Annotated in this window: 12 protein-coding genes; 11 read left to right on the plus strand and 1 reads right to left on the minus strand. The window is 37.5% G+C overall.

From position 1 onward, the window contains the following. Nucleotides 1-19 precede the first annotated feature (19 nt). Nucleotides 20-2,209: a polysaccharide lyase family 8 super-sandwich domain-containing protein gene (locus ACYVHJ_RS07580; RefSeq protein WP_460513736.1), complete on the minus strand. Its 2,190-nt coding sequence runs from the start codon at nucleotides 2,207-2,209 to the stop codon at nucleotides 20-22. A 520-nt stretch (nucleotides 2,210-2,729) separates the two neighbouring features. Here ACYVHJ_RS07580 and ACYVHJ_RS07585 point away from each other — a divergent pair. The 11 genes from ACYVHJ_RS07585 to ACYVHJ_RS07635 all read left to right on the plus strand — a co-directional run bounded on the left by ACYVHJ_RS07585 (nucleotide 2,730) and on the right by ACYVHJ_RS07635 (nucleotide 14,406). Continuing rightward, on the plus strand, nucleotides 2,730-3,827 hold the full coding sequence (locus tag ACYVHJ_RS07585) for an AI-2E family transporter (protein WP_460513739.1): 1,098 nt from the start codon (nucleotides 2,730-2,732) through the stop codon (nucleotides 3,825-3,827). A gap of 90 nt (nucleotides 3,828-3,917) precedes the next feature. Beyond that, entirely contained in the window at nucleotides 3,918-4,403 is a 486-nt protein-coding gene (locus tag ACYVHJ_RS07590) for a hypothetical protein (RefSeq protein WP_460513741.1), read from the plus strand. Nucleotides 4,404-4,437: 34 nt separating this feature from the next. Continuing rightward, nucleotides 4,438-5,967, plus strand: a complete 1,530-nt coding sequence (locus tag ACYVHJ_RS07595; protein ID WP_460513743.1) for a serine hydrolase domain-containing protein — start codon at nucleotides 4,438-4,440, stop codon at nucleotides 5,965-5,967. A gap of 273 nt (nucleotides 5,968-6,240) precedes the next feature. Beyond that, entirely contained in the window at nucleotides 6,241-6,804 is a 564-nt protein-coding gene (locus ACYVHJ_RS07600; RefSeq protein WP_339902482.1) for a TetR/AcrR family transcriptional regulator, read from the plus strand. Continuing rightward, nucleotides 6,801-7,934 carry a hypothetical protein gene (locus tag ACYVHJ_RS07605; protein ID WP_460513745.1) on the plus strand — a complete coding sequence of 378 codons (1,134 nt, stop codon included), beginning with the start codon at nucleotides 6,801-6,803 and terminating at the stop codon, nucleotides 7,932-7,934. Before ACYVHJ_RS07600 ends, ACYVHJ_RS07605 begins: the two co-directional genes overlap by 4 nt. A gap of 10 nt (nucleotides 7,935-7,944) precedes the next feature. After that, a complete protein-coding gene (locus ACYVHJ_RS07610; protein WP_339902484.1) occupies nucleotides 7,945-8,649 on the plus strand; it encodes an ABC transporter ATP-binding protein in 705 nt (234 codons plus the stop codon). Further along, the gene (locus tag ACYVHJ_RS07615; RefSeq protein ID WP_460513748.1) at nucleotides 8,646-9,803 is read left to right on the plus strand and encodes an ABC transporter permease; all 1,158 of its coding nucleotides are present in this window, start codon (nucleotides 8,646-8,648) and stop codon (nucleotides 9,801-9,803) included. Before ACYVHJ_RS07610 ends, ACYVHJ_RS07615 begins: the two co-directional genes overlap by 4 nt. Next, entirely contained in the window at nucleotides 9,800-11,074 is a 1,275-nt protein-coding gene (locus ACYVHJ_RS07620; protein ID WP_460513750.1) for an ABC transporter permease, read from the plus strand. The genes ACYVHJ_RS07615 and ACYVHJ_RS07620 overlap by 4 nt, the downstream gene beginning before the upstream one ends. 13 nt (nucleotides 11,075-11,087) lie before the next feature. Then, entirely contained in the window at nucleotides 11,088-11,855 is a 768-nt protein-coding gene (locus ACYVHJ_RS07625; protein ID WP_460513752.1) for an outer membrane lipoprotein-sorting protein, read from the plus strand. 43 nt (nucleotides 11,856-11,898) lie between these two features. After that, nucleotides 11,899-13,056 (plus strand): ABC transporter permease, encoded by a 1,158-nt coding sequence (locus ACYVHJ_RS07630; RefSeq protein ID WP_460513754.1) that lies wholly within the window; start codon nucleotides 11,899-11,901, stop codon nucleotides 13,054-13,056. A gap of 48 nt (nucleotides 13,057-13,104) precedes the next feature. Beyond that, entirely contained in the window at nucleotides 13,105-14,406 is a 1,302-nt protein-coding gene (locus ACYVHJ_RS07635) for an alpha-L-fucosidase (protein ID WP_460513756.1), read from the plus strand. Nucleotides 14,407-14,476 lie beyond the last annotated feature (70 nt).

The raw sequence follows: 14,476 nt of genomic DNA on the forward strand, positions 1-14,476 counted from the left end.
ATGGTTTATTTTTAACTGACTATTTGAGTTGAAAGCTAATACTTTTTCCGGCAAAGTTTCCCTCCGGCATCCGGATGGTGAAATGGGTAGCATTGGACCGTTTATTTCTTGAGGTAATAACTTTATTGTCTTTCTTCACTTTATATAGACCATCTAGTGTAAACTTTATTTCTTTCTGTTTTCTACTTGGGTCAGAGATTGATATGGACTGTACCTTTCCCCGGTTCAATTCAATCAATACAATGCCTGAATTGTCCATTTTCAAATTTAATTTATTTTCCAGACTGAGGCTTCCGGCTTGATAAAATACTGCCTGCACTTGCTGTTCCTCCTTGTTCTTGACAGCCTGAAGCTCTTTACTATTGGAAAGAATACGATAAGGGGTACCCTCATCATATATGGCTTTTAAACGGTTTTCTGTAATCCCCGGAAAAACCATATAAGCATAGCTTCCGTATTTCGGATTTACTCCATGGTCAAACCATATTTTCAATACTTTTTCTGAGACTAGTTTGTTCGATATGTTTTTTTGATCTGTAATATCCGACCATCGACCTGTTTCCACTTTATTTGATACATGTACACTGCTTTCATTAGGAAATACATAGCCAATATTCCCGTGATGCAGCCATTTTAACCGGCTAATCTTATGCGTACCCTCAGGAAGAGGCGCAGCTTTTTTTCCTGTTTGTAAGGTACTTATTGATGACCTAATGAGTACTTGATCAACTGTAGTAGCCACTGGCAAATCTTTGTCTCCTTTTATGGCTGTTCCTAAACAAACATAACTTTGGTCAAAGAAAAACCAGGCTTTCTTGGCTTTGGTACCATCATGAGGGCTTGTGAAATCAAAACCTACCGCACCATTTTTACCATTTTCTACAGCCCCTACAAAATCCATGGTTCCTGCCTTTTGTATACTTTCACCATCATGTAGTTCCGGTTTTTGTAGAATGGTAGTTCCGGATATTTTTTGCCAGTCGTATATCGGCCAAATATTATGGTATTCATCTCCTTTGAGCATCAGGTAATTGGTACCATCGCCCCTGTGGTGGGTGGTTATTCCCGGCCCGTTATAAGGTTTTTCCATGTTCTTATTCCTACTGGAAAACATTCGGACGGTGGTGTAATAATTTGGCCTTTGCAAAACAAAATGTTCTGACTGCCAAAAAAACTTGGCAAAAGATAGGGTAGGAGTGACTTCCCCTTTTCGTAATTTTATTATTTCTTTTAATTCTTTACTTCGATAAGAAGTACTTCGCAGTAAACGTTCTATCTCCAAAGTCCCTTTTGCTTTGAAGGTAGACCTGTTTGCAATGCTCCTATTCTTTACACTTATGTCTTCGAATACTCCATAAACCAACTGTTTATATACGCCATCAAGGTAATAATCGACCAAATGATTGATTTTATCTTTCTCAAAGGCATAGGAGGTACCTGCAACATAATCAGACCATTCTCCAAAAGCATTGGCATATTTACCATAACCGTAGGAGGTAGTATTGTTTACCCTATCTTTCCTGTGGTGGAAACTATAATCATGTTGCATCCCACGTTCTCCAGTACTGAATTTTATCTCATTCGCAATAATTTTGATTATCTCGTCGAAAGTTGCCTGGTCTTCGATAAATAGCAAGTTTTTAGCTAGAATTCCGGCTATTACAATTCGATCTCCACTAGGTCTGGCTCCGGAAGCATTCATATTGGCCCTACCTATAATGGGTTGCGCTTTATCCACTAGTTTTTCAGGCAATTTTCTTCCAATAAGTAACATTAAATGGACCAAGTTTCCCGGGGTTGTTATTTGGTTATTGTGCCAGTTATCCCCAACGAAATCATTTTCAACCCAATAATTGGTAGCCAATATGATTTTATCTAACAGATCTTTATCTAAATAATAGGGGTTCCCCTCGGTTTCATGGGCTCGAGCTAAAGTTACCAGTCCAGCCGTGTGTCTTCTTTGTGGGAAACTTGCAGTTCTACTTAAATCTTCATAATTAATATTCTTAAAACTTCCATCTGATTGAATATTTTTCATCAACCTTGAGACTTCATCGGCCTTTATCGGATTGCTTTTCAATTGTAAGACTATTCTTTGGCGGATTAAGGCTATCTCATCCACTTGAGCCCATACGTCGGTACAGATTAGTAGGACAAGTAAAAATTGAAAAATGATAATAAGCTTTTTGGGTAAATTATTAATTGTCATTATTTCAGGAGGTTAATTTGAGTGTTTTCATTGCTTACTTTAGGTGTATATTTTTAGAATTATTGTCCAATATTGTGAAGGATTACTTGAAGTATTTGAACAACTAAAATGAAGTAAGGAATGCTATAATGTGGTTTAATAACGGATAGCTTCTTAAAGCCATAGCTAGTCTAATTGCATAAATATAATTTTTAAAAATATATTTTTAAGGAAAATTTTAATTTAGTTAATTTCTTATTATCTACAATACATTTAGATTCGATTTTATCAGGTAAAAAATTTCTGTAATAAAAGTGATGGAAATACTAGATAAAGCAAAGAATCTCAAATGCTCCACTGATTGATTTAAGGTGGGTTAATTGTCTAGACTTAGGATCTAAATTCCATAAGCACTTAAAAGCATTAATAATTATTGAACAATGTATAAAAATTATTAGTTGAAGAACATCAATTGCCTAAGTAAAAAACCTAGCACATTTATTGCTTTTTTAAAATAAGTATTTAGTTCTAAAATATATTCATGAGAAAACAAATTACCCGTTTAAACCCAATAGTTCTTTCTGCCCTAATTATTATCGCTTTGTACTTTTTAGTTTTGGGGTTAATGGCTGCGCAAAAAGTTTTGGCTCCATTGGTCCTTGCCTGGGTATTGGCTTTGTTGGTATACCCCATTGCCCAATTATTGGAAAGAAAAGGCTTACACAGTCTTTTAAGTACCTCTTTTGTGGTGGGAGTAGTATTCGTTGCATTTATAGGAATTTCAGGTGTAATATCTTTGCAAGTAAGGTCATTTTTAGAGGATGCAGATGTGATGAAGGAGCGTTTAAGTCCTGTAGCACATAAAGTTGAGTTATTTGTATTGGCCCATACTCCCCTGGAAAGGAGCAAGTTGGAAGCTTATAAAAAAACATATGGCTTAAACGATGAAAAATCAAAAAAAACAGAAAAATCACCTGAAATGGCTCAGGAAGAAGCATTTTTGATGCTTGGAAAAGTACTGGGAACCGCAGCTGATTTTCTTTTGATGTTTGTCTACCTCTTCTTTTTTATTCATTTTAGACACATGTTCTATACTTTTTTTATCAAATTATTTCCCGATTCCATTAAGAATAAAGTAAGTAGGGCCATGCATGACTCTGCTCGGGTAGTAAGACATTACCTGAATGGGCGTTTGATTTTAATGGTGATACTTTTTGTACTTTACAGTTTGGGAATGTGGATTTCAGGGGCTGAAGATTTCTTTCTCATAAGTTTTATCGCGGCCTTTCTATCACTGATTCCTTTTATAGGAAATATGGCCGGTTATGTTTTGGCACTTTTTATAGGTTTGCTGTCGGGAGGGGAAGTTTATACCTTGGTAGGAATTACTACCACATTTTTAATCGTTCAATTTTTAGATTCATACGTATTCCAACCCATTATATTAGGCAATAAGGTAAATGTGCATCCCTTTTTTATTATTTTAGCGGTGATTATTGGCAATGCCATATGGGGAATTATAGGGATGGTTTTATCCATCCCAATTATTGCCATAATCACTGTTATTCTCCGGGAAACTCCCGATGCCAAGGCATTTACTTACCTATTAAGTAACGGAGATGATAGAAAAAGTAGGTAACAAAGTAAATAGACCAAATCTCAGGTTTATTTGCCTACAGTTTTTTACTATTAATAGCCTTAAAACTCATTTAAAAGACGCATTTTTATAATGAAAATTCCAAGCCTGGTTACAATAAAAAAAGAACTCAAACAAAGAAATGAAGCTGAATTGGTAGATTTGGTTTTGCAGCTAAGCAAATTAAATCGAGATAATAAAGCTTTTTTGTATTTTCAACTTTTTGAAGCGGATAACCATGAATTGTATTTAAACATGGTGAAAGAGGAGTTGGAAGAAGCCTTTCAGAAGGCAAATAGGAGCAACTATTATACTGCTAAAAAATCTGCTCAAGCTATTCGAAGGTTAATGAACAAAAATTTGAAACTCACTAAAGACAAGGTCACAACCCTGGAAGTACTCTTTTATTTTTGTAAAAACTTAATTGAATATGGTTATCTTGGATTTTACCATCCTGTCATTGATAACCTTTATGCCGCACAGGTTAAGAAAATGGAGAAATTAATCTCAGGCCTGCACGAAGATCTTCAGTTTGATTACCAGGAAACCTTGCAACATTATCAAAATCACATTCGGTAATAAACCTATTCACCCAACCAAAATAACACATGCCATGAGGTCCACCTATCAATTTATATTCCTCTTATTCTTTTCTTTTCAGGTTTTTGGACAGGAAAATGCAACAGATTTTCTATACAGTAGCCCTTCCAAAGAAAATGTAGATGCACAAGGAATATTGTCTTTCTTGGATAAGGTGGATGCAAGCGAACATGAACTGCATAGTTTGATGGTTTTGCGTAGGGGGAAAGTCATTGCTGAAGGCTGGTGGGAACCCTATGGTCCTCAATTAAAGCATACCATGTATTCTGTCAGCAAAACTTATACTGCTACAGGCATCGGATTTGCCGTAAGTGAAGGACTGATTTCGGTTGAAGATGAAGTAATTCAATTCTTCCCAAAGTCCTTGCCTGAAGAAGTAAGTGATCACCTTAAAAACCTAAAAATAAAACACTTGTTGACCATGAGTGTTGGTCATGCAAGAGATTATACTTTTTCTATAGTGAAAACCGATGATTGGGCCAAGTCATTTTTTGCTGTACCAATAGTAAATCAACCGGGGGAGCAATTTGTTTACAATACCATAGCTACCTATATGCTGTCTGCAATAGTGCAAAAGGTTTCTGGACAAACCCTCTTGGAATACTTAGAACCTCGTCTTTTTGAGCCTTTAGGTATCAAAGGAGTGGATTGGGAAACAAGTCCACAGGGAATCAATACCGGAGGTTATGGACTTAGGGTAAAAACCGAGGACATGGCCAAATTAGGTCAACTTTTCTTGCAAAATGGATATTGGCATGGACAACAAATTCTGCCGGAAAGCTGGATAAAGGAAGCAAAAAGTTTAAAAATACTCCAAAATCCTGAAGCAAGTAAGGAAGAAAGAGCCAACAGTGATTGGCTCCAGGGGTATGGGTACCAAATGTGGAGAAGCCGTCATAATTCTTACCGTGCAGATGGTGCTTTTGGCCAATATATCTTAATATTGCCCAAACAGGAAGCTGTAATTGTCATTACTTCCGAAACCTCAAATCTTCAAGCCTTACTAAGTGAGGTATGGAACCATATATTGCCTGCTTTTGATAATGAAGGTAGTATTTCCGATGATTTGGCTTTACAAAAACGACTAGAAAACCTTTCTCATCCACCGGCAATTGGCGTTGAAAATAAATGGATGGAAGCAATGCTGGATAATAAAAGAATTGCTTTTGAATCCAATGAAGGGAAGGTGGAATTTAGGTTTAATTTTCAAGAAGATAATTTGAAGATACATTCTATTGAAGAACGGAAAAGTCATCGTTTAATGGCAGGTGAGGCCCATTGGCTTTCAGGAACAACGGAAAGAGAACAACCTTATTTGGTGGCCCAGGCCAAGAATGCCTTAAGTGGACTTGCCCCTTTTAAAATCTTTTCCAGTTATCACTGGGAGGATTTCCAAACCTTGGTAGTTGAGATTAAATACATTGAAAGCCCCCACACCGAAACACTTAAATTTTCCTTCGATAAAAACAAAGTTACCTTTGAATCTAGTAGTCTTGGAAGTAGGGGAAAAACCAATGTACTTCATGGAATGCTAATTGAATAGCAATGGGGTTGACCTTTCATTTAATCCGAGAGATGCAATAGCCCATCAATTACCTACTGAAATCCATTCAAAATCAGCCACTTGGTATAATTGAATTTTAGCAATAGGGTGGTACTTTTTCTTCAATCCTAAGCATTTTTTATCTTATTTTTTTAATTAATTAATAGTCAACTTCTTCAATTTTATGTTACTAAATTTGATAAATGTTACTAAAATCGTATATTAACAAAAAATACGTAACAAAAGAAATTGACAAAGAGAACAAAAAGCCAAATGGCTATTTTAAAAGCTGCCAAGGACTGCTTCTGGAAGTACGGGATCAATAAGGTCACAGTGGAAGAAATATGTGAGAAAGCAGGGGTAAGCAAAATGACTTATTATAGAAATTTCGCCAATAAAAAGGTTGTCGCCATCATGGTATTAAAAGACATCATCTTTAGGAGCGAGCAATTGTATGATGAAATCATGAGTAAGGAGATTGATTTTCCGAACAAAATCAAAGAAGTCATTGTATTGGAACATGAGTTTTCCCGTGGCATTAGTCAAGAGTTTATCCAAGATGTGACCAATAATGAGGATGAGGAATTACAACAACTGATGGATGAAGCCAATAAAAAAGGCCAGCAAAAATTTATTCATCACATGAAAGAGGCACAGAAGGAGGGGTGGATAAGAAAAGACCTGCATTTTCCATTTCTTATCCATATGATGAACGACATCAACATTAAATTAAGGGATGAAAAATTAATTGCCATGTATGATAGTTTAGAGGACTTAATCATGGAATTGGTTAATTTCTTTTTTTATGGCATTGTATCTCATGAAAAATTAAAATGAAGGTTTCAGGCTTTTTATTGGTTTTATTTTTATTTTGGATTAGGCCATCCACTGCCCAAAAGGCATCTTTTCATGGACAAGCTTCGGTTGTAGGTAGTTTCAGTCCTAAAAATGATTTGCCATATTTTTTCGGAACAAGGTATATTCCTGAATTTAGGCTTACGACTAAAATAGATTCCGTAAAAAATATAGACCTGCTGGCCTCAGCCAATTTATCAAGTACGGTTCTTCTTTCTGACTTAAATGAATCCCAAACTAATTTTAACCTCAATCCTTATCGAATATGGCTCAGGTACAGTTCCAAACAGTTTGAATTAAGATTGGGCTTACAAAAAATAGACTTTGGATCAGCGACAATCTTACGTCCCTTGCAATGGTTCAATCAAATAGATCCAAGAGATCCGTTACAACTGACCAATGGTGTCTATGGAATTATGGGTAGGTATACCTTTTTAAACAATGCCAATATTAGATTGTGGGGACTTTATGGCAATGAAAAGGCCAGGGGATTTGATGTGGTCCCTACCAACAAGACAATTCCTGAATTTGGAGGAAGGATACAACACCCGGTGCCCAAAGGAGAGTTAGCTTTCTCCTATCACCATCGTAGCGCAAATACCACAAAACTAGACTTTGTCAATACATTTAGTGAAATTCCGGAAAACCGATTGGCTTTGGATGGAAAATGGGATGTAGGCATAGGTTTATGGTTCGAATCAGTTTATATCCATCGCAAAAAAAACATTGGGAACCTGACCAACCAAACCTTATTGAATCTAGGCGTAGACTATACTTTCCCTATAGGTACAGGTTTAAATGCGGTAGTTGAACACATGCAAATCAATTTTGATGAAGAGCAATTTAAAGTAAACAATGGGATGCACTTATCTGCTGCTACTTTTATGTATCCACTGAGCTTTTTTGATAACCTTAGCACTGTTATTTATTATGATTGGAGTTCGGAAAATACTAGCTTCTTTATAAATTATTCACATCAATTTAAAAAACTAACCGGTTACCTCATGGGCTTTTATAACCCTGAAAGTTCGCAAACCGGTATTCAACAAAATGAGTTATTCAACCAGTTCAAAGGTCCAGGAATTAGGTTGATGCTGGTCTATAACCATTAACAAAAGCATTATGGAACATATCATTTCATTGTCACATGTAACCAAAGAATTTGAAGTAGGAGATGGTCACTTCACAGCTTTAAATGATGTCTCATTATCTTTCAAATCGGGTGAATTTGCAGGCTTTGTAGGCCCCAGTGGTTCAGGAAAAACCACATTATTAAATATTATTGGTTCCTTGGATAGTCCCACCGATGGCAAAGCAATAGTTATGGGAAAAGACATTGCCAAACTCAGTCACAAGGCTTCCGCCCACCTACGGAACTTACACATAGGCTTTATTTTTCAGGTATTTAACCTTCTCCCGGTTTACACAGTGTTTGAGAATGTAGAATTTGCTTTACTTCTTCAAGATGTACCCAAGGAAACCAGAAAAAAAGAAGTAATGGAAGCTTTGGAATGGGTTGGTCTGGAAAAGATGGCCCAAAAAAGACCTGACAAATTATCAGGAGGAGAAGGGCAAAGGGTGGCCATAGCCAGGGCCATGGTAAAAAAACCAAAAATATTGCTTGCAGATGAACCAACAGCCAATTTGGATTCGGCCAATGCACATGCCATATTGAAAACCATGAAAAATTTGAACAAGGAATTGGGAACAACTTTTCTTTTCTCTACGCATGATGAAAAAGTGATGACCTATCTTGATCGTACCGTATCCTTAAAAGATGGAAAGGTTGTTTCTGATGTATGGGATAACCAAAGTATTCAATCATGAAATTGGCCTTTATCCTTGCCTACAAAAACCTAATAGGGGCAGGTTTAAGAACCTGGCTGAACGTTGGTATTCTAGCCTTTACGTTTATCCTTATCCTATTCTACAATGGCTTATTGGATGGTTGGAACCAACAGGCCAAGCTGGCATCAATTGAATGGGAGTATGGCTATGGCGAATTGCGTGCCACCAATTATGATCCCTATGATCCTTTCTCCATACAAGATGGGCATCAATCTTACAAACCGGAAGACTTTAATATGTTAACGCCCATTTTGATCCGACAGGCTTCCATTTATCCTCATGGAAGAATGCTGTCCATTTCTCTTAAAGGGATACCCCATGATCAAGAGCAGTTGAAATTACCAACCACTTTTTTAAACCACTCGCAAGGTGAAATTCCTGTAATCATTGGCAAAAGGATGGCTGCCGCCGCCAAATTAACAGAAGGAGAAGAAGTACTGTTGCGTTGGAGAGATAAGCATGGAACCTTTGATGCCTTGCCTGTTACAATAGTTAAGGTTTTTGATTCTGATGTAGGGAGTATAGATTCCGGTCAAATGTGGATAGGCTTGGCTCAACTTCAAGAAATGACCGGTTTTAAAGATGAAGCTACTTATTTTGTTGCCAGTAAAAATTATACACATCAAGAAAGAAATGGCTGGAATTTTATCCCACAAGAAACCTTACTTGAGGATATAAACAAGCTAATTGCTTCCAAAAAGATTTCCGGATCGATAATGTATCTATTGCTATTGGCCATTGCCTTATTGGCTATTTTTGATACCCAGGTATTGTCTGTTTTTCGTAGACAGAAAGAGATAGGAACTTATATCGCCATGGGAATGACCAGATTACAGGTGGTTGGTTTATTTACGGTAGAGGGCAGTATGTACAGTCTTCTTGCAATGCTCTTTGGCGCTTTAGTAGGAATACCTATACTTAGTTTCTTGGCCGTGAAAGGCATTTCATTTCCTGAAGTAACGCAAGGCATGGGGGTGACCATGGCCGAAAGAATTTTCCCTGTTTTTAGCCTTCAGCTAATTGCAGGAACCATGTTATTGTTGATCATTTCAGCAACTATCGTTAGCTTTTTGCCTGCTAAAAAAATAGCAAATATGAATCCAGTTGAGGCCTTAAAAGGAAAGTTACAATGATTAAATTTTTGTTTAAAGGAATTATTCGGGACAAGAGTAGGAGCATACTTCCAATTGTTGTCATTGCTCTTGGTGTATCCCTTACCATTGTATTGAGCGGTTTTCTCAGTGGTGCCATGACGGATATGGTAGATCAAAATGCAAGATTTGAAACCGGTCATGTGAAGATTATGTCCAGGGCCTATGCTGAAAACAAAGAGCAACTTCCCAATGACTTGGCCTTGCTGGGAGTTGACAGTTTGGTTTCCTATTTAAAGTCTAATTATCCGGATTTACAATGGGTGGAAAGAATTCGTTTTGGAGGATTGCTGGATGCTCCGGATTCCGAAGGTGAATCAAAAGGCCAGGGGCCTGCCGCCGGAATAGCCATCAATTTGCTGGATGCTTCCAGTGGAGAAGTAGAGCGAATGAATATTGAAAAGGCCATCGTCTCGGGTGCTTTGCCTGATGAGGCCAATGAAGCACTTATTGGGGATGAGTTTGCAAAAAAATTAAAACTTAACATAGGAGATGAGGTCACCTATTTTGGTACAACCATGAATGGCAGCATGACTTTTCAGAATTTCACTATCAGTGGTACCATTCGTTTTGGCATGGCAGCCATGGATAAAGGTGCCATTTTGCTGGACATTTCAGCAGCTCGACAAATGCTGGACATGCAAAATGGAGCCGGGGAAATACTTGGTTTTTTTCACAATGGTGTTTATAATGATAAAGATGCTTTGGCATTGGAAGCCTCTTTTAACGATCAATTAAAGAGCAATCCGGATGCGTATGCGCCCCAGATGTTTACCCTTCGCTCACAAAATAATTTGGGAGACCTGCTGGATTATGCCAATAGTATGTCAGCCATTTTTGTGATGATTTTTGTAGGAGCCATGTCAGTTGTCTTATGGAATACAGGTTTGATAGGAGGACTCAGACGGTACCAGGAGTTTGGAATACGACTGGCTTTAGGAGAGTCTAAAGGCAAAATCTATCGTTCATTGGTGATGGAAGCTACCCTTATAGGAGTGATTGGTTCTTTGATTGGTACAGGCATAGGCCTGGTAGGTGCATTTTATTTACAAAATTATGGGATCAACATTGCAGGGATGGTGGATAACTCTTCCATGATGATGCCTACGGTAATGCGTGCCAAAGTAACTCCTAACCTCTATTTTATTGGTTTTATTCCGGGAGTATTTGCAATGGTTTTTGGAAATATGCTTTCAGGTATAGGAATATATAAAAGAGAAACAGCCAGTTTATTCAAAGAGTTAGAAGTGTAAAATCTATTTTGCGATGATTACAACAAGAAATTATACAGGAAAAATGAAAATAAACATCCTTCTTTTCAGTTTTTTATTTATGTGGATAATGCCCGGTCAGGCGCAGGATGCACAGACTATCCTTGACAAGGTAGATAAAAATATGGTTTCGAAAACAGAAATAACGGAATCAGAGATGGTCATAAGAGGAAAAAGAAATGTCCAAACCATAGGTTCAAAATCCTATACCGAAGGCAATAAAAAATCTTTTACAGAATACCTTTATCCGGAACGGGAGAGAGGAACGAAGATGTTAAAACTGGAAGACCGCCTATGGATCTATTCCCCATCAACAGACAGGACCATACAGCTATCAGGTCATATGCTTCGGCAATCTGTTATGGGGTCCGATTTGTCCTATGAAGACATGATGGAAGATAGAAAACTGAAGGAAATTTATGATGCAATCATTGTAGGAGAAGAAACCATTGATGAAAGGAAAACTTGGATTTTGGAATTAACTGCTTCGGTAGAAGATGTGAGTTATTACAAGCGGAAAATATGGGTGGATCAGGAACGATTTATTCCGCTTAAAGAAGAATTATTTGCCAAAAGTGGTCAACTCTTAAAAAAAACAACATTGTCTGACATTTCACAGATTGACGGTCGATGGTATCCTAAAAAAATCAACTTTAAGGATGTTTTAAAATCAGGCAATGGAACAGATTTTATTATTAAGAAAATTCAATTCAATCCAGCCATCCCTGCATATATTTTCACCAAAGCATCCTTAAAAAAATAACGGATAAATTAGCCAAAAATTTCAGTAGTCAATTGAATTGCCCATGAAATTATCCTTTCAGCTTGCCTTTAGAAACCTTATGGGGGCCGGGTTAAGAACCTGGCTTAATGTGGGGATTTTGACATTTACTTTTTTGGTTATCCTTTTCTACAATGGATTACTGGATGGCTGGAACCTACAGGCCAAGAGGGATGCTATCAATTGGGAATTTGGTTACGGTCAATTTCAACACAAAAATTATGATCCATACAATCCTTTTAGTTTGCAGGATGCACATGGTGTATTTAATATAAGAAATACCTCAGGTCTAATTCCCCTACTGATCCGGCCGGCATTAATATTTCCCAATGGTAGAATGCTGTCCGTTACTTTAAAAGGTCTACCCAAAAACCAACAACTGCTAAAAATTCCGGTAGATCAATTGAATGAACAGGTGGGGGCAATACCCGTGGCCATAGGCAAAAGAATGGCAAAAACAGCCAAACTTTCCTTAGGCGATGAAATAAGCTTACGTTGGCGTGATAAAAATGGCACATTCGATGCTGCGAATGTGAAGGTGGATGCCATTTTTAATACAACCATAAATACAGTGGATCAAGGTCAAATCTGGATGCGTTTGGCGGACCTATGGCGGATTACCGGAATGAACAATGAAGCAACCCTTATGATTGCAGATCAGCCTATGCCTGATAGCAGTTTCAAAGATTGGAATTATGTGAGTCAGGAAAAGCTATTACAGAACATTAACGATGTCATTGAAGTGGAAAGAGCCAGTGCAAAGATTATTTATTTTATATTATTGGCCATTGCCTTATTGGCTATTTTTGATACCCAGGTATTGTCCGTATTTCGGAGACAAAAGGAAATAGGAACCTATATCGCTCTGGGAATGACAAAGAGTGACGTCATAGGACTTTTTACCCTAGAAGGCTGTATGTACAGTTTATTTTCCATGTTATTGGGAACACTTATTGGAATGCCTTTATTTGGTTATTTGTCACAAAAAGGAATTTCTTTCGGCGCATTTACCGCGGATTTGGGAATAGGAATGGGAAATAGAATTTATCCATCTTTTAGTCCTTCGCTTTTGATTTCTTCGGCCCTAATAATAATAATTTCTGCCACAATAGTTAGCTTTATTCCTGCCCGTAAGATTGTCACCATGAATCCTATAGATGCTTTGAGAGGGAAACTTCAATAAATATTATGATTATATTAGATTCAATTTGTATAGCCTTTAAGAAACCCAATGTTCACATCCATTCAATTTAATATTGCTGCTTTCTTGCTTGTGTTTAGTTCAAGCCTGCTTTATGCACAAGTACCATTGCCTTCAAAAGCCCAGCTGGCATGGCAGAATGCGGAACAAGTAGCTATTTTCCATTATGATTTGCATGTATTTGATGGAGAAAAATACAATCAAGCGAAAAATAGAATTACACCAATTCCTGATTATAATATTTTCAATCCTACAAAATTAGACACAGACCAATGGGTTAAAGCTGCAAAAGATGCAGGTTGTAAAATCGCTATACTGACAGCCACCCATGAAACCGGTTTTGCCCTGTACCAAAGCGACGTTAACCCTTATTCTCTAAAAGCAGTAAAATGGCAAGATGGCAAAGGTGACCTTGTCAGGGATTTTGTGGCGTCCTGTAGGAAATATGGTGTTTTACCGGGGATCTATATTGGCATAAGATGGAATTCTTTTTACGGGGTGCATGATTTTAAGGTAAACGGAACCAATCAATTTGCAAAAGAAAGACAAGCCCATTATAACAGGATATGTGAAGGAATGGTTGAAGAACTCATGTCGCGGTATGGTGATTGGGCCATTGTTTGGTTTGACGGAGGAGCACACGGGCCTGAACAAGGAGGTCCTGATGTTTTGTCTATTTTTGAAAAACACCAACCCAATGGCCTATTTTACCACAACTTGCAAAGGGCTGATATACGCTGGGGAGGTAGCGAAAGCGGGACAGTTCCTTACCCTTGTTGGGGCACCTATATTACGCCTTCTTGGTTCAATAATAGAGGGGATAAGGATGGTTTTAAACCCTTGAAACACGGCTATCCGGAAGGTAAATATTATATTCCTGCCATGAGTGATGCCCCGCTCAGGGGATACAATGGGAGGCATGAATGGTTTTGGGAACCTGGGGATGAGGATCATATATTTCCTTTGGAAGATTTAATGAACATGTATAATAAGTCGGTGGGCCGAAACACTACACTAATCATAGGCCTAACTCCTGACCAAACGTCTGGTTCAGGTAAAATAATTAGCTTAACTTTACCTTCCAAGGCGAATATTGACCATGTTATAATTTTGGAAAATATCATCAATGGTGAAAGGGTACGGTCTTTTCGCATTAAAGGAAAGCTTGATGGTCATTGGGTGAAAGTATTTGATGGAAGTGTAATCGGCCATAAATTAATTGTTCCGGTTTTTCTTGAAAACTATACTGAATTAAAACTTATCATTGACCATTCAATTGGAGACGCTCAAATCTTAAGTTTTGAAGCCTATAACTCAAAAAAGCCTTATTAATAAAAATTTTGAATATTATCTATTGTTTTTGTTAGGAGAGTTCAAAACAATAATTTTCGATGGGAAGAAT

Source organism: Cyclobacterium sediminis (assembly GCF_054781075.1).